Here is a 15,135-nt window from a genome sequence, read left to right as displayed (position 1 = left end):
AGCCGACGTGATCAAGGTCGTACGGGGCAACCCCACCCCCGAGGAGCTGGCCGCCGCACTGGCGGTGGTCCGGGCGCGCGCCGCGGCGGCGTCAGCCGTACCGCCCGGCGCGCCCACCCCCCGCGACTCCTGGTCCGACCCGTCCCGGATCGCGGCCCACAGCGTCCCGCGCCCGGGCCCGGTGTCCTGGACCCGCACATATTGGCCTGGCTAGCGACAACCAGCTCAGGGGCGCGGGGAACCGCGCACAGAGGAACAACGCCGCGCCCCAACTTAAGTACCCGTACTCAGGCGCCCTCCCCGACTCCAGCCCCACGCTGGTGGCATGCTGTGGTCCGACCCCGAGAACGAGCCGCCCGAAGAACTGCGGGACACGCAGGACATGCTGCGGAGGCTGAGCGTTCTCCTGGCCATGGCCATGGTGCTGGCGATGCTCGTGATCGGCGTGCGGTGATGCGGCCCGGCTCAGGTGACTAACCTGAGGACATGACTGCTCAGCGCCGCAGGCGATTCGTGCTCGCCTCCCAGTCCCCCGCCCGGCTCGGGCTGCTCCGCCAGGCCGGGCTGGACCCCGAGGTGATCGTCAGCGGGGTCGACGAGGACGCCGTCACCGCCCCCACCCCCGCCGATCTCGCGCTCGCCCTGGCCGAGGCCAAGGCGTCCGTCGTCGCCGCGAAGCCCGAGGTCAAGGGCGCGCTGGTGATCGGCTGCGACTCGGTCCTGGAACTGGACGGCCAGGCCCTCGGCAAGCCCGCGGACGCCGAGGAGGCCACCGCCCGCTGGAAGTCCATGCGGGGCCGCGCGGGGACGCTGCAGACCGGCCACTGCGTGTACGACACCGTCAGCGGCCGTTATGTCTCCGCCACCGCCTCCACCGTGGTCCGCTTCGGCGACCCCACCGACGAGGAGATCGCCGCCTACGTGGCCTCCGGCGAACCGCTCCACGTCGCCGGGGCGTTCACCCTGGACGGCCGCTCGGCCCCGTTCATCGACGGCATCGACGGCGACCACGGCAACGTCATCGGCATCAGCCTGCCCCTGGTCCGGCGCCTCCTCGCCGACCTCGGCGTCGGCATCACGGAGCTGTGGGCGCAGCCGGAGGCGTGACCGGCGAGCCGTCACCGCCGGCGCCGCTCTCGGGAGCGGCGCCGGACCCGGCGTCGGCCGGCTGCTCCGGACGGCCGTCGTACGTCATCAGCAGCAGCACGATGAGCGCGAGTACGACCACCATGTAGAGGAACGCGGCCGGGCCGACCAGGCCCCATGTGGCCGCGCCCAGCAGCGCGTGCACCACCGCCGCGCTGATCAGCAGCACCCGGCCGAGCCCGGCGGGCGCCCGGTCGCGCAGGGCGACCAGCAGGGCCACCAGGCCGCACAGCGCGAAGTAGAGCCCGAAGACGATTCCGCCGATCTTCGAGGACGTCGACATCATGTCCGGGTCGAGACCGGCCAGCGACATGTCCTGCCGGTCGACGACGACGCCCAGGAACCAGTTCAGCGCCGCTATGCCGAGCGCCTCGGCGAACAGTACGAGCGCCACGACCCACGCCACCGGTCTGCGCACCACCGGCCCCCACCCACTTTCGAGCACGCTTGTGGTTACCCCGAGTATGTTCGGGCCGACGCGAAGGCTACTAACGGGTAAACCTCGGTACAAGGGTTCTGCGGAGGGCAAAGAATCATTGGGCCATTCGTAGGGACTCCACAAAGAAACGGAGTGGGCCGCAGCACGCTCTCACAGAGACCTTGACCACACAGGACGGCTAGGGTTTCCGGGAGGAGTCCTGCGTACCGAGGTGCGACAAGGGCTTTCGCGGGTCGAGCGAGCCTCGTATCACGCTCCGTGTGGGCAAGCTCACCAGTGGGGACGGGTCGAAGTGCCGTGTCGGCAGTCCCTAAACTCGGCTTGTTTCAAGGAGGGAGCCTCAATCGTGCGCAAGGTGCTCATCGCCAACCGTGGCGAAATCGCTGTCCGCGTTGCCCGGGCCTGCCGGGATGCCGGAATCGCGAGCGTTGCCGTCTATGCCGACCCGGACCGGGACGCTCTGCATGTCCGCGCCGCGGATGAGGCGTTCGCCCTGGGCGGTGACACTCCGGCCACCAGTTACCTCGACATCGACAAGGTGCTGAAGGCCGCGCGTGAGTCGGGCGCGGACGCCATCCATCCCGGCTACGGCTTCCTCTCCGAGAACGCGGAGTTCGCCCAGGCGGTGCTGGACGCGGACCTGATCTGGATCGGCCCGCCGCCGCAGGCCATCCGTGACCTCGGTGACAAGGTCGCCGCCCGGCACATCGCGCAGCGCGCGGGTGCTCCGCTGGTGGCGGGTACGCCCGATCCGGTGAGCGGTGCGGAGGAGGTCGTCGCCTTCGCGGAGGAGCACGGGCTGCCGATCGCGATCAAGGCGGCGTTCGGTGGTGGCGGACGCGGTCTGAAGGTCGCGCGGACGCTGGAAGAAGTGCCGGAGCTGTACGACTCCGCGGTGCGCGAGGCGGTCGCCGCCTTCGGTCGCGGTGAATGCTTCGTCGAGCGCTACCTGGACAAGCCCCGCCACGTGGAGACGCAGTGCCTGGCGGACCAGCACGGCAACGTGGTCGTGGTCTCCACCCGTGACTGCTCGCTGCAGCGGCGGCACCAGAAGCTGGTCGAGGAGGCTCCCGCCCCCTTCCTGTCGGACGCCCAGATGGAGGAGCTGTACTCCGCCTCCAAGGCGATCCTGAAGGAGGCCGGCTACGTCGGCGCGGGCACGGTGGAGTTCCTCGTCGGCCTGGACGGCACGATCTCCTTCCTGGAGGTCAACACGCGTCTGCAGGTGGAGCACCCGGTGACCGAGGAGGTCGCGGGGATCGACCTGGTGCGGGAGATGTTCCGCATCGCCGACGGTGAGGAGCTGGGGTACGGCGATCCGGTGCTGCGGGGTCACTCCTTCGAGTTCCGCATCAACGGTGAGGACCCGGGGCGTAACTTCCTCCCGGCGCCCGGTACCGTCACCCGTTTCGACGCACCGTCGGGGCCGGGTGTGCGGCTGGACGCGGGCGTGGAGTCGGGGTCGGTCATCGGCCCGGCGTGGGACTCGCTGCTGGCGAAGCTGATCGTCACCGGGCGTACGCGCAAGGAGGCGCTGGAGCGGGCCGCCCGTGCGCTGGAGGAGTTCCAGGTCGAGGGCATGGCCACGGCCATCCCGTTCCACCGTGCGGTGGTGAGGGACCCGGCGTTCGCACCCGAGCTCACCGGTTCGGCCGAACCGTTCACGGTGCACACGCGGTGGATCGAGACGGAGTTCGTCAACGAGATCAAGCCGTTCGCCGCCGCGGTCGACGCGGGGGCGGAGGAAGAGGTCGACCGCGAGACGGTCGTCGTCGAGGTCGGCGGCAAGCGTCTGGAGGTCTCGCTCCCGGCCTCGCTGGGCATGTCCCTGGCCCGTACGGGGCTGGCGGCGGGCGCGAAGCCGAAGCGGCGGGCGGCGAAGAAGTCGGGCCCGGTGGCCTCGGGCGACACCCTCGCCTCTCCGATGCAGGGCACGATCGTCAAGCTCGCCGTGGAGGAGGGGCAGGAGGTCAAGGAGGGCGACCTGGTCGTCGTCCTGGAGGCGATGAAGATGGAGCAGCCCATCAACGCCCACCGGTCCGGCACGATCAAGGGCCTGAGCGCGGAGGTCGGCGCCTCCATCACCTCCGGTGCGGCGATCTGCGAGATCAAGGACTGACACGTCTGACGCCTGCGGCGCCGCTGTTCGCCCCCGGTGGGGGCGCGGGTCTTGTGCCTGCGGCGCCGCTTTCGGTTCGGTGGGGGCTCGGGTCTTGTGCCTGCGGCGCCACTTTCGGTTCGGTGGGGGCGTGCGTAGCGCCCACGGCCGGTGGGGGGGTCGGGGCCGCGTCGGGGGTGTCCGTCCTCGGACTGGCGCGATGGGGTTCCTCGGAGAGGTGCGGGGCGCGGACGCGCCAGCCACTGCGGGCGGCCACCCCCGCCCCGTCCCCTTCCCGCCGTACGCGCCCGGTCTCCGCCCACCGCGATACACACACCCCGCCGCAGACGCCCGGCCTCCACCCACCGCGATACACACGCCGCGCCGTACGCGCCTGCCCTCCACGATCGGCCGCGTGGCACCGCCCTCCGCGGACAGCCGCATGCCGCGTCAGCCGCGGGCAGCCCCTGCCGCCGCCCCGCGTTCCCGCAGGCAGCCGCTGCCGCCGCTCTCCGCGGGCAGTCGTGCCTCCCCCAGTGCCTCAAGGGCCTGGGAGGTACCCCCAGGGGCGGCACGGGTGGGCGGTGGGGGTACCTCCCGCTCATGGGGGTACCTCCCGCTCGAGCGAAGCCGAGAGTGGGGGAGAAGCCGAGAGTGGGGGAGGCACCCCGTGAGCGCCGGGCTGCGCGAACACCCCCGGCCCACACCAACACCGGGTCACGCGCCCCACAGGCCAACACCAGCGCAGAGCATCCCGCAAGACACCGACGCGGGGCACCCGACAAGCGCAGGGGGGCGCAAACCCACCCCGGCCCGCAACAGCGCAGGGTGCCTTGCAAAGCCCCCGTGCAGACCGCGTCAGCGCCTCCGCAGATCCGCCACCCGCGCCCGCTCAGCCCCCTGCGCCGACTCCGCCGCCCCAAGCGCCACAGCCGTACGCAGCCCGCCGGGCCCCTGCCGCCGCGGCCCGGGAAGAGGAACATCCCGGCGCTGACGACCCGCCGAGCCCTCCTCGCCCCCCGCCCCCGCGACAGCGATCTGCACACCCTGATCGGCCAGCGCCTGCAACTCCGTCGCCGCCCGGTCGTCGTGCCCGGCCGGCTCATCGGTCACCAGCCGCGTGATCAGATCCGTGGGCACCGTCTGGAACATCGTGTCCGTACCGAGCTTGGTGTGGTCCGCGAGGACCACCACCTCCGCCGCGGCCTGCACCAATGCCCGGTCGACCGACGCCGACAGCATGTTGGAGGTGGACAGCCCGCGCTCAGCGGTGAGGCCGCTCCCGGAGAGGAACGCCCGGGACACCCGCAACCCCTGCAGGGACTGCTCGGCACCACTGCCCACCAGGGCGTAGTTCGAGCCGCGGAGCGTACCGCCGGTCATCACCACCTCCACCCGGTTGGCGTGGGCCAACGCCTGGGCGACCAGCAGGGAGTTGGTGACGACCGTGAGGCCCGGCACCCGGGCCAGCCGGCGGGCCAGCTCCTGTGTGGTGGTACCCGCGCCGACCACGATCGCTTCGCCCTCTTCCACGAAATTCGCGGCGAGGTCGGCGATGGCGGTCTTCTCGGCGGTCGCGAGATGTGACTTCTGCGGAAAACCGGACTCTCGCGTAAAACCGCCCGGCAGTACCGCACCGCCGTGCCGGCGGTCGAGGAGTCCTTCTGCCTCCAGCGCGCGCACGTCCCGCCGTACGGTCACTTCGGAGGTCTGGACGACGCGGGCGAGCTCACGGAGCGACACGGCCCCGTTCGCTCGCACCATTTCGAGGATCAATTGGCGACGTTCTGCAGCGAACACGAAACTGACAGTAACGCCAGCGACCGTCTGCTTTCAGCAGTTTGCGCTGAATAGCAGAAGTTGTTCGCACGGCCCCGCACCAAGTGGTATAGGGCCGCCCTTTCCGGTCGTCAGGCCTCCGCGCCCGCCTTCCGCGTGTGCAACTGCCGTGCCACCTCGGCGATCGAGCCCGACAGCGAGGGGTAGACCGTGAAGGCGTTCGCGATCTGTTCCACCGTCAGATTGTTGTCGACCGCGATCGAGATGGGGTGGATGAGTTCCGAGGCGCGCGGCGCGACGACCACGCCGCCCACCACGATGCCGGTGCCCGGGCGGCAGAAGATCTTGACGAAGCCGTCGCGGATGCCCTGCATCTTCGCGCGCGGGTTGCGCAGCAGCGGCAGCTTCACCACGCGGGCGTCGATCTTGCCGGCGTCGACGTCGGCCTGGGAGTAGCCGACGGTGGCGATCTCGGGGTCGGTGAAGACGTTCGACGAGACCGTCTTCAGGTTCAGCGGGGCCACCGCGTCGCCCAGGAAGTGGTACATGGCGATACGGCCCTGCATCGCCGCCACGGAGGCGAGCGCGAAGACGCCGGTGACGTCGCCGGCGGCGTAGACGCCGGGAGCCGTCGTCCGCGACACCTTGTCGGTCCAGATGTGGCCGGACTCCCGCAGCCTGACCCCGGCCTCCTCCAGGCCCATGCCCTCGGAGTTCGGGATGGCGCCCACGGCCATCAGACAGTGCGAGCCGGTGATGACGCGGCCGTCGGCGAGCGTCACCTCCACCCGGTCCCCGACCCGCTTCGCGGACTGGGCCCGCGAGCGCGCCATGACGTTCATCCCGCGGCGGCGGAAGACGTCCTCCAGCACGGCGGCGGCGTCCGGGTCCTCGCCCGGCAGCACCCGGTCGCGCGAGGAGACGAGCGTCACCTTCGACCCGAGCGCCTGGTAGGCGCCGGCGAACTCGGCGCCCGTGACACCGGATCCGACCACGATGAGCTCCTCGGGGAGCTCGTTCAGGTCGTACACCTGGGTCCAGTTCAGGATCCGCTCGCCGTCGGGGCGGGCGTCCGGCAGTTCGCGCGGGTGCCCGCCGGTCGCGATCAGTACGGCGTCGGCGGTGAGCGTCTCCTCGGTCCCGTCCGCGGCGCGGACGACGACCTTCCGCGATCCGTCGAGCGCCTGCATGCCCTCCAGCCGGCCGCGCCCGCGCAGCACGCGCGCGCCGGCCCGGGTCACGGAGGCGGTGATGTCGTGGGACTGGGCCAGTGCGAGCCGCTTCACACGCCGGTTGACCTTGCCGAGGTCCACGCCCACCACCCGGGCGGCCTGCTCCATGGGCGGGGTGTCGTCGGCGACGATGATGCCCAGTTCCTCGTACGAGGAGTCGAAGGTGGTCATCACCTCGGCCGTGGCGATCAAGGTCTTGGACGGCACGCAGTCGGTGAGCACCGACGCCCCGCCCAGGCCGTCGCAGTCGACGACGGTCACCTCCGCGCCGAGCTGTGCGGCGACCAGCGCCGCTTCGTATCCGCCGGGTCCGCCACCGATGATCACGATCCGAGTCACGTACTCCATTGTCCCGCACACTTCACCGTGCGACCGCCCGGGGGCCTCAGCCGTGGCTCCCCCGTTACCGGAAGTGGCGCCCGTTCCCGCTGCCGTACCCTTCCCCCATGTCGCTCTACGCCGCGTACGCCGGCAATCTCGACGCGCGGCTGATGTCCCGCCGCGCCCCGCACTCGCCGCTGCGCGCCACCGGCTGGCTGAACGGGTGGAGACTGACGTTCGGGGGCGAGCACATGGGCTGGGAGGGCGCGCTGGCCACGCTGGTCGAGGACCCGATCTCGGCGGTCTTCGTCGCCCTCTACGACATCGCCCCGATGGACGAGGAGTCCCTGGACCGCTGGGAGGGCGCGGGCGGCCTGGACCTCTACCGCCGCACCCGGGTGCGCGTGCACACCCTGGACGGCGAGGAGCCGGCCTGGACGTACGTCCTCAACAGTTACGAGGGCGGCCTTCCCGCGGCCCGCTACCTGGGCGAGATCGCCGACGCGGCGGAGTCCGCAGGCGCGCCCCACGACTATGTGATGGAACTCCGCAAGCGTCCCTGCTGACCCCTTCGGGGGAAACGACAAGACAACGATCGGCAACCCGTTCACTCCGACATCTACGCGCGTAGGCGATTACCGGCTACCCTCATCGCGTGAACGCTTCTCTTCTTCCGGACGACATCCAGGGCGACCCGTACGCCGCAGCCGACGCCGCCGCCGCGCGCCTGCGCGAACTCACCGGCGCCGAGACCCACGACGTCGCCCTCGTGATGGGCTCCGGCTGGGCCCCGGCCGTGGACGCCCTCGGCACGCCCGAGGCCGAGCTCCAGGTCACCGAGCTGCCCGGTTTCCCGCCGCCGGCGGTGGAGGGCCACGGTGGCAAGATCCGCTCGTACGCCATCGGCGCGAAGCGGGCCCTGGTGTTCCTGGGCCGTACGCACTACTACGAGGGACGCGGGGTCGCCTCGGTGGCCCACGGTGTCCGTACGGCCGTGGCCGCGGGGGCGAAGACGATCGTCCTGACGAACGGCTGCGGGGGTCTGCGCGCGGGCATGCGCCCCGGTCAGCCGGTGCTGATCAGCGACCACATCAACCTGACGGCGACCTCCCCGATCGTCGGCGCGAACTTCGTCGACCTCACCGATCTCTACTCGCCCCGCCTGCGGGCGCTGTGCAAGGAGATCGACCCCACGCTGGAGGAGGGGGTCTACGCGCAGTTCCCCGGCCCGCACTACGAGACCCCGGCGGAGATCCGGATGGCCCGGGTGATCGGGGCGGACCTGGTCGGCATGTCGACGGTCCTCGAGGCCATCGCCGCGCGTGAGGCGGGGGCGGAGGTTCTGGGCATCTCCCTGGTCACCAACCTGGCCGCGGGGATGACGGGTGAGCCGCTGAACCACGAGGAGGTCCTCCAGGCGGGCCGGGACTCCGCGACGCGGATGGGCTCCCTGCTGGGGCAGGTCCTCGGCCGCCTGTAGGCACGGAGGCCCGCTTTCTCGGGGTGCGGTGCGTCGATGCGTCCCGGCTCACGCCGTTCCGGTGCCTTGCGGGGTGCCCCGCTTCGGTGCCGACCGGGGGTGGCTCCCGGAACCCGGCACCGTACGGGCGCTCCGCGTCGGTGTGGGCCGGGGGTGGGGTTGCGCGGCCCGGCGTGTGCGGGGTGCCTCCCCCACTCTCGGCTTCGCTCGAGCGGGAGGTACCCCCACCGCCCACCCGTGCCGCCCCCTGGGGGTACCTCCCAGGCCCTTGAGGCACTGGGGGAGGCACGACTGCCCGCGGATCGCGGCGGCATGCGGCTGCCCGTAGGTACGGCGGGTCGCAGGCGCGTACGGTCCGGAGCGCGTGCCGCGGCGGGCGAGCCACAGGCGCCTACGGCGGGAAGGGGACGGGGCGGGGGTGGCCGCCCGCAGTGGCTGGCGCGTCCGCACCCCGCACCCCTCCGAACAACGTGATCCGCGCCAGTCCGAGGACGGACACCCCCGACGCGGCCCCGACCCACCCACCGACCGCAGGCGCTACCCAAGCCCCCACCGAACCGAAAGCTGCGCCGCAGGCACAAGACCCGCACCCCCACCGGGGCGAAAGCAGCACCACAGGCACAAGACCCACACCCCCACCGGGGCGAAAGCAGCGCCGCAGGCGTCAACGCGCACCCGTACCCGTACCCTCCGCAAGCATGAAAACCTGACAGACGACCAACGAGAGAGGCCGACCGACCGTGCAAGACGACGCCCTCATCGCACAGGCCCAGGCGTGGCTCGCCGAGGACCCCGACCCGGACACCCGCGAGGAACTCGCCCGCCTCATCGACACCGGCGACCACACCGAGATCGCCGCCCGCTTCAGCGGCACCCTCCAGTTCGGCACCGCCGGCCTCCGGGGCGAACTGGGCGCGGGCCCGATGCGCATGAACCGCTCCGTCGTCATCCGCGCGGCCGCCGGCCTCGCCGCGTACCTCAAGAAGAACGACCACACCGACGGCCTCGTCGTCATCGGCTACGACGCCCGCCACAAGTCCCGCGACTTCGCCGAGGACACCGCCGCCGTCATGACCGGCGCCGGACTGCGCGCGGCCGTCCTCGACCGCCCCCTCCCCACCCCCGTCCTCGCCTTCGCCATAAGGCACCTCGGCGCCGTCGCCGGAGTGGAGGTCACCGCCAGCCACAACCCGCCCCGCGACAACGGCTACAAGGTGTACCTGGGCGACGGTTCCCAGATCGTCCCCCCGGCCGACGCGGAGATCGCCGCCGAGATCGAGGCCGTGGCCTCGCTCACCACGGTCCCCCGCCCCACCGAAGGCTGGGAGACCCTCGACGACACCGTCCTGGACGCCTACCTCGCCCGCACGGACGCGGTCCTGGCCAAGGACTCCCCCCGCACCGCCCGCACGGTCTACACGGCGATGCACGGCGTCGGCAAGGACGTCCTCCTCGCCGCCTTCGCACGGGCCGGCTTCCCGCAGCCCGTCCTCGTCGCCGAGCAGGCCGACCCCGACCCGGAGTTCCCGACCGTCGCGTTCCCCAACCCGGAGGAGCCCGGCGCGATGGACCTGGCCTTCGCGAAGGCCCGGGAGACCGGCCCCGACCTGGTCATCGCCAACGACCCGGACGCCGACCGCTGCGCCGCGGCGGTCAAGGACGGCGCGGACTGGCGCATGCTGCGCGGCGACGAGGTAGGCGCGCTGCTCGCCGCCCACCTGGTCCGCCGCGGAGCGCAAGGCACCTTCGCGGAGTCGATCGTCTCCTCCTCCCTCCTCGGTCGCATCGCCGAGAAGGCGGGCCTCCCGTACGAGGAGACCCTGACCGGCTTCAAGTGGATCGCCAGGGTGGAGGGCCTGCGCTACGGCTACGAGGAGGCCCTCGGCTACTGCGTGGACCCGGACGGCGTACGCGACAAGGACGGCATCACAGCGGCCCTCCTCCTCACGGAACTGGCCTCCGAACTGAAGGCCGAGGGCCGCACCCTCCTCGACCTCCTCGACGACCTCGCCGTCGAGCACGGCCTGCACGCCACCGACCAGCTCTCGGTCCGCGTCCAGGACCTCGGCCTGATCGCATCCGCGATGCGCCGCCTGCGCGACCGGCCGCCCACGGAGCTGGCCGGCCTGCGCATCACCAAGGCCGAGGACCTGACCCGGGGCACGGAGACCCTCCCGCCCACCGACGGCCTCCGCTACACCCTGGACGGTGCGAGGGTCGTCGTCCGCCCCAGCGGCACGGAACCGAAGCTGAAGTGCTACCTGGAGGTGGTGGTCCCGGTCGCCACGAGGACCGGCCTCCCCGAGGCCCGTACGAAGGCGACGGCACTCCTCGCGAGGATCAAGCAGGACCTGTCCGAGGCCGCCGGCATCTGAGGGGACCCCACGTGGGGCGAGCCCGCTCGCCCCACGTCACCCCCTCACCCCACGGCCAGCAGCACCGCCAGCAGCACGGCCCCCGCGACGGCGGGCGCCGCGATCTCGTAGGCCCACCGCACGGTCATCTCACCCTGCGCGGCCTCGGCACCCTGCCGCCGCTCGTGCAGCTCACGCATCTCGGCCATGGCCCGGTCGCTCTCATGCCGCCGAGGCCCCTCGACGGCACCCCCCGCACCGCGGCCGCCCTCGCGCGCGGCCTGCGCCGCGGCCCGCGCCTCCTGCCGGTTCGCCTTGCTGCGGGCCCGCAGCGACACCGGAAGGGCCCACAGCTGGTACTTCGCACCGGACTCGGCGAAGACCTCGTTGGTGAAACCGGACCGCAGCGAGGCGACCTGTCCCCAGGGCAGCACGATCACGCGGAACGGGTTGCGGACGCGCAGCCGGTCGTCGTTCACGTACACGGCGGGGCGCAGGGTGTAGGCGACGATCAGCGGTACGAGGAAGAGCATCGCGGCGAGGGCCAGCCAGGGGGTGCGGCCCTCGCCGGCGAACACCGCGTCGACGCCGAGCCATCCGATGACGGCGAGCAGCAGCACACCGCCGACGATGCCCGCGAGTGAGCGGTAGATGCGGTCCTGGTACTGGGGTGCCGCAGACCCGGTCGGCTTCGTGGGCTCCGGGTCGGGCGACTGGTGCTCGGGGGACGTCATGCTCCCGATTCTGCACGACGCCTCCGGGGACCTCGTACGCGGTGGAAGCCGTACGCGATCCCGCACGGGGCTGTACAGCCGCTACGCGCGTAGATATGCTCGTCTGGTGACCATGCCCACCACTGCACCAAACGCTCTCAGCGACGTCACCGCGTCCGACAGCACGCTGCGCCGTTTCCTCCACGGGCTGCCCGGCGTCGACGCGGTCGGCCTGGAGGCGCGCGCCGCCTCCCTCGGCACCCGTTCGATCAAGACGACCGCGAAGGCGTACGCCATCGACCTCGCCATCTCGATGGTCGACCTGACGACGCTGGAAGGCGCGGACACCCCGGGCAAGGTCCGGGCGCTCGGCGCGAAGGCGGTCCGCCCCGACCCGACCGACCGCACCACGCCCGCCACGGCCGCGGTCTGCGTCTACCCCGACATGGTGGCCACGGCGAAGGAGGCCGTCGCCGGCTCCGGCGTCAAGGTCGCCTCCGTCGCCACCGCCTTCCCGGCCGGCCGCGCCCCGATCGCCGTGAAGCTGGCGGACGTCCGCGAGGCCGTCGCCGCCGGTGCGGACGAGATCGACATGGTCATCGACCGCGGGGCGTTCCTCGCGGGGAACTACATGAAGGTGTACGACGAGATCACCGCCGTGAAGGAGGCCTGCGGGACGAACGCCCGCCTCAAGGTCATCTTCGAGACCGGCGAGCTGTCGACGTACGACAACATCCGCCGGGCGAGCTGGCTCGGCATGCTGGCCGGGGCCGACTTCATCAAGACCTCGACCGGCAAGGTCGCCGTCAACGCGACCCCCGCGAACACGCTCCTGATGCTGGAGGCGGTCCGCGACTTCCGCGCCCAGACCGGCGTCCAGGTCGGCGTGAAGCCGGCCGGCGGCATCCGTACGTCGAAGGACGCCGTCAAGTTCCTGGTCCTGGTCAACGAGACCGCGGGCGAGGACTGGCTGGACAACCACTGGTTCCGCTTCGGCGCCTCCTCGCTGCTGAACGACCTGCTGATGCAGCGTCAGAAGCTGGCCACCGGCCGTTACTCCGGCCCCGACTACGTGACGGTGGACTGATCACCATGGCACCTGTTTTCGACTACGCACCGGCGCCCGAGTCCCGCTCGATCGTCGACCTCGCCCCGTCGTACGGCCTGTTCATCGACGGCGAGTTCACCGAGGCGGCCGGCGGCAAGGTCTTCAAGACCGTCTCCCCCTCCTCGGAGGAGGTCCTCTCCGAGGTCGCCGAGGCCACCGAGGAAGACGTCGACCGCGCCGTGAAGGCCGCCCGCAAGGCCTTCGAGAAGTGGTCGGCGCTCCCCGGCTCCGAGCGCGCGAAGTACCTCTTCCGCATCGCCCGCATCATCCAGGAACGCAGCCGCGAGCTCGCCGTCCTCGAGACCCTCGACAACGGCAAGCCGATCAAGGAGACCCGCGACGCGGACCTCCCCCTGGTCGCCGCGCACTTCTTCTACTACGCGGGCTGGGCCGACAAGCTCGACCACGCCGGCTACGGCGCGAACCCGCGTCCCCTCGGCGTCGCCGGCCAGGTCATCCCCTGGAACTTCCCCCTCCTGATGCTGGCGTGGAAGATCGCCCCGGCGCTGGCGACCGGCAACACGGTGGTCCTGAAGCCCGCCGAGACGACGCCCCTCTCCGCGCTCTTCTTCGCGGACATCTGCCGCCAGGCGGGCCTGCCCAAGGGCGTCGTCAACATCATCACCGGCGACGGCCGCACCGGCGCCGCGCTGATCGCCCACCCCGACGTGGACAAGGTCGCCTTCACCGGCTCGACCGCCGTCGGCAAGGAGATCGCGCGCACGGTCGCGGGCACCCGCAAGAAGGTCACCCTCGAACTGGGCGGCAAGGGCGCCAACATCGTCTTCGACGACGCGCCCATCGACCAGGCCGTCGAGGGCATCGTCAACGGCATCTTCTTCAACCAGGGCCAGGTCTGCTGCGCGGGCTCCCGCCTGCTGGTCCAGGAGTCGATCCACGACGAGCTGCTGGACTCCCTCAAGCGCCGCCTGTCCACTCTCCGCCTCGGCGACCCGCTGGACAAGAACACCGACATCGGCGCGATCAACTCCGCCGAGCAGCTCGCCCGGATCACCGCGCTGGCCGACCAGGGCGAGGCGGAGGGCGCCGAGCGCTGGTCCCCGGCCTGCGAACTGCCGTCGTCCGGCTACTGGTTCGCGCCGACGCTGTTCACGAAGGTCACCCAGGCGCACACGGTCGCCCGCGACGAGATCTTCGGCCCGGTGCTGTCGGTGCTGACCTTCCGTACGCCCGACGAGGCCGTCGCCAAGGCCAACAACACGCCGTACGGCCTGTCGGCGGGCATCTGGACGGAGAAGGGTTCGCGCATCCTGGCGGTCGCGAACAAGCTCCGCGCGGGCGTCATCTGGTCCAACACGTTCAACAAGTTCGACCCGACCTCGCCGTTCGGCGGCTACAAGGAGTCGGGCTTCGGCCGCGAGGGCGGTCGCCACGGCCTGGAGGCGTACCTCGATGTCTGACACGCGACTCAGTGTCTTCAAGACCTACAAGCTGTACGTGGGCGGGAAGTTCCCGCGTTCCGAGAGCGGCCGGGTGTACGAGGTGACAGACGCGAAGGGCAAGTGGCTGGCGAACGCCCCGCTCTCCTCCCGCAAGGACGCCCGTGACGCGGTGGTCGCCGCGCGCAAGGCGTTCGGCGGCTGGTCCGGCGCGACGGCGTACAACCGCGGCCAGATCCTGTACCGGATCGCCGAGATGCTCGAAGGCCGCCGTGACCAGTACGTCGCGGAGGTCGCCGACGCCGAGGGGCTGTCGAAGTCCAAGGCGGGCCTCCAGGTGGACGCGGCGATCGACCGCTGGGTCTGGTACGCGGGCTGGACCGACAAGATCGCCCAGGTGGTCGGCGGCGGCAACCCGGTCGCGGGCCCGTTCTTCAACCTCTCCTCCCCCGAACCGACGGGCGTGGTCGCCGTACTGGCCCCGCAGGAGTCGTCCTTCCTGGGCCTGGTCTCGGTGGTGGCCCCGGTGATCGCGACGGGCAACACGGCGGTCGTGGTGGCGTCCGAGAAGTCCCCGCTCCCCGCCCTCTCCCTCGGTGAGGTCCTGGCCACCTCCGACCTCCCCGGCGGTGTGGTCAACGTCCTCTCCGGCCGTACGGCGGAGATCGCCGCCCCGCTCGCCGCGCACCAGGACGTCAACGCGATCGACCTCGCGGGCGCCGACGAGGTGCTGGCGAAGGAGCTGGAGATCGCGGCGGCGGACAACCTCAAGCGCGTCCTGCGTCCACAGCCTGTGGACGACTGGTCGGCGACGCCCGGCACGGACCGCATGACGGCGTTCCTTGAGACCAAGACGGTCTGGCACCCGACGGGTTCGCTGGGCGCGTCGGGCTCCGCCTACTGACCGACCACCCTGCACTGACGGCCCTCCGGCCTCCTCGAAGACGGCCGCGGCTCATCTCCGTCCAGATGAGCCGCGGCCGTCTTCGGGCACCGCCGGCCGGGTGGGACACGGCGTCCGTCACCGGCGACCAACCCGTTCGGAGGGTACGCGTCACGGCGCTC

14 protein-coding genes are annotated in these 15,135 nt (G+C 71.6%); 10 read left to right on the top strand and 4 right to left on the bottom strand.

The genetic code is table 11. From position 1 onward, the window contains the following. Window positions 1–7: 7 nt before the first annotated feature. From AMK33_RS08395 to AMK33_RS08390, 3 genes are all read left to right on the top strand, one after another. Window positions 8–214: an acyl-CoA carboxylase epsilon subunit gene (locus AMK33_RS08395; protein WP_073932143.1), complete on the top strand. Its 207-nt coding sequence runs from the start codon at window positions 8–10 to the stop codon at window positions 212–214. A gap of 111 nt (window positions 215–325) precedes the next feature. Then, window positions 326–454, top strand: coding sequence for a morphogenic membrane protein MmpB (mmpB, locus tag AMK33_RS44695; protein WP_107425057.1), 129 nt, complete (start codon window positions 326–328; stop codon window positions 452–454). Between the two features lie 32 nt (window positions 455–486). Beyond that, window positions 487–1,107 carry a Maf family protein gene (locus tag AMK33_RS08390; RefSeq protein WP_073932142.1) on the top strand — a complete coding sequence of 207 codons (621 nt, stop codon included), beginning with the start codon at window positions 487–489 and terminating at the stop codon, window positions 1,105–1,107. Here AMK33_RS08390 and AMK33_RS08385 read toward each other — a convergent pair. Next, window positions 1,076–1,567: a hypothetical protein gene (locus AMK33_RS08385; protein WP_073932141.1), complete on the bottom strand. Its 492-nt coding sequence runs from the start codon at window positions 1,565–1,567 to the stop codon at window positions 1,076–1,078. The genes AMK33_RS08390 and AMK33_RS08385 overlap by 32 nt on opposite strands. Window positions 1,568–1,931: 364 nt before the next feature. Between AMK33_RS08385 and AMK33_RS08380 the strand changes: the two genes are divergently transcribed. Further along, window positions 1,932–3,704: an acetyl/propionyl/methylcrotonyl-CoA carboxylase subunit alpha gene (locus tag AMK33_RS08380; RefSeq protein ID WP_073932140.1), complete on the top strand. Its 1,773-nt coding sequence runs from the start codon at window positions 1,932–1,934 to the stop codon at window positions 3,702–3,704. A gap of 837 nt (window positions 3,705–4,541) precedes the next feature. On the opposite strand, the gene AMK33_RS08375 is transcribed toward AMK33_RS08380, so the two are convergent. Further along, window positions 4,542–5,459 carry a DeoR/GlpR family DNA-binding transcription regulator gene (locus tag AMK33_RS08375; RefSeq protein ID WP_107425056.1) on the bottom strand — a complete coding sequence of 306 codons (918 nt, stop codon included), beginning with the start codon at window positions 5,457–5,459 and terminating at the stop codon, window positions 4,542–4,544. A gap of 134 nt (window positions 5,460–5,593) precedes the next feature. Then, a complete protein-coding gene (locus AMK33_RS08370) occupies window positions 5,594–7,054 on the bottom strand; it encodes an NAD(P)H-quinone dehydrogenase (RefSeq protein ID WP_327378811.1) in 1,461 nt (486 codons plus the stop codon). Window positions 7,055–7,140: 86 nt separating this feature from the next. Here AMK33_RS08370 and AMK33_RS08365 point away from each other — a divergent pair, with 86 nt between their 5' ends. The 3 genes from AMK33_RS08365 to AMK33_RS08355 all read left to right on the top strand — a co-directional run bounded on the left by AMK33_RS08365 (window position 7,141) and on the right by AMK33_RS08355 (window position 10,870). Further along, on the top strand, window positions 7,141–7,581 hold the full coding sequence (locus AMK33_RS08365) for a gamma-glutamylcyclotransferase (RefSeq protein WP_073932137.1): 441 nt from the start codon (window positions 7,141–7,143) through the stop codon (window positions 7,579–7,581). Between the two features lie 89 nt (window positions 7,582–7,670). After that, window positions 7,671–8,495: a purine-nucleoside phosphorylase gene (locus AMK33_RS08360; RefSeq protein ID WP_073932136.1), complete on the top strand. Its 825-nt coding sequence runs from the start codon at window positions 7,671–7,673 to the stop codon at window positions 8,493–8,495. A 740-nt stretch (window positions 8,496–9,235) separates the two neighbouring features. After that, a complete protein-coding gene (locus AMK33_RS08355; protein ID WP_073932135.1) occupies window positions 9,236–10,870 on the top strand; it encodes a phospho-sugar mutase in 1,635 nt (544 codons plus the stop codon). A gap of 44 nt (window positions 10,871–10,914) precedes the next feature. On the opposite strand, the gene AMK33_RS08350 is transcribed toward AMK33_RS08355, so the two are convergent. Beyond that, the gene (locus AMK33_RS08350; RefSeq protein WP_073932134.1) at window positions 10,915–11,583 is read right to left on the bottom strand and encodes a PH domain-containing protein; all 669 of its coding nucleotides are present in this window, start codon (window positions 11,581–11,583) and stop codon (window positions 10,915–10,917) included. Between the two features lie 112 nt (window positions 11,584–11,695). Here AMK33_RS08350 and deoC point away from each other — a divergent pair, with 112 nt between their 5' ends. The 3 genes from deoC to AMK33_RS08335 are packed head-to-tail and all read left to right on the top strand — an operon-like array spanning window position 11,696 to window position 14,974. Then, the gene (gene deoC / locus AMK33_RS08345; protein ID WP_073932133.1) at window positions 11,696–12,649 is read left to right on the top strand and encodes a deoxyribose-phosphate aldolase; all 954 of its coding nucleotides are present in this window, start codon (window positions 11,696–11,698) and stop codon (window positions 12,647–12,649) included. A 5-nt stretch (window positions 12,650–12,654) separates the two neighbouring features. Further along, the gene (locus AMK33_RS08340) at window positions 12,655–14,091 is read left to right on the top strand and encodes an aldehyde dehydrogenase family protein (RefSeq protein ID WP_073932132.1); all 1,437 of its coding nucleotides are present in this window, start codon (window positions 12,655–12,657) and stop codon (window positions 14,089–14,091) included. Further along, window positions 14,084–14,974 (top strand): aldehyde dehydrogenase family protein, encoded by an 891-nt coding sequence (locus AMK33_RS08335; protein ID WP_073932131.1) that lies wholly within the window; start codon window positions 14,084–14,086, stop codon window positions 14,972–14,974. The genes AMK33_RS08340 and AMK33_RS08335 overlap by 8 nt, the downstream gene beginning before the upstream one ends. Window positions 14,975–15,135 lie beyond the last annotated feature (161 nt).

Origin of the sequence: Streptomyces sp. CB02400 (assembly GCF_001905725.1) — a bacterium.
GTDB lineage: Bacteria > Actinomycetota > Actinomycetes > Streptomycetales > Streptomycetaceae > Streptomyces > Streptomyces atrovirens.
This window is presented reverse-complemented; position numbering and strand designations above follow the sequence as displayed.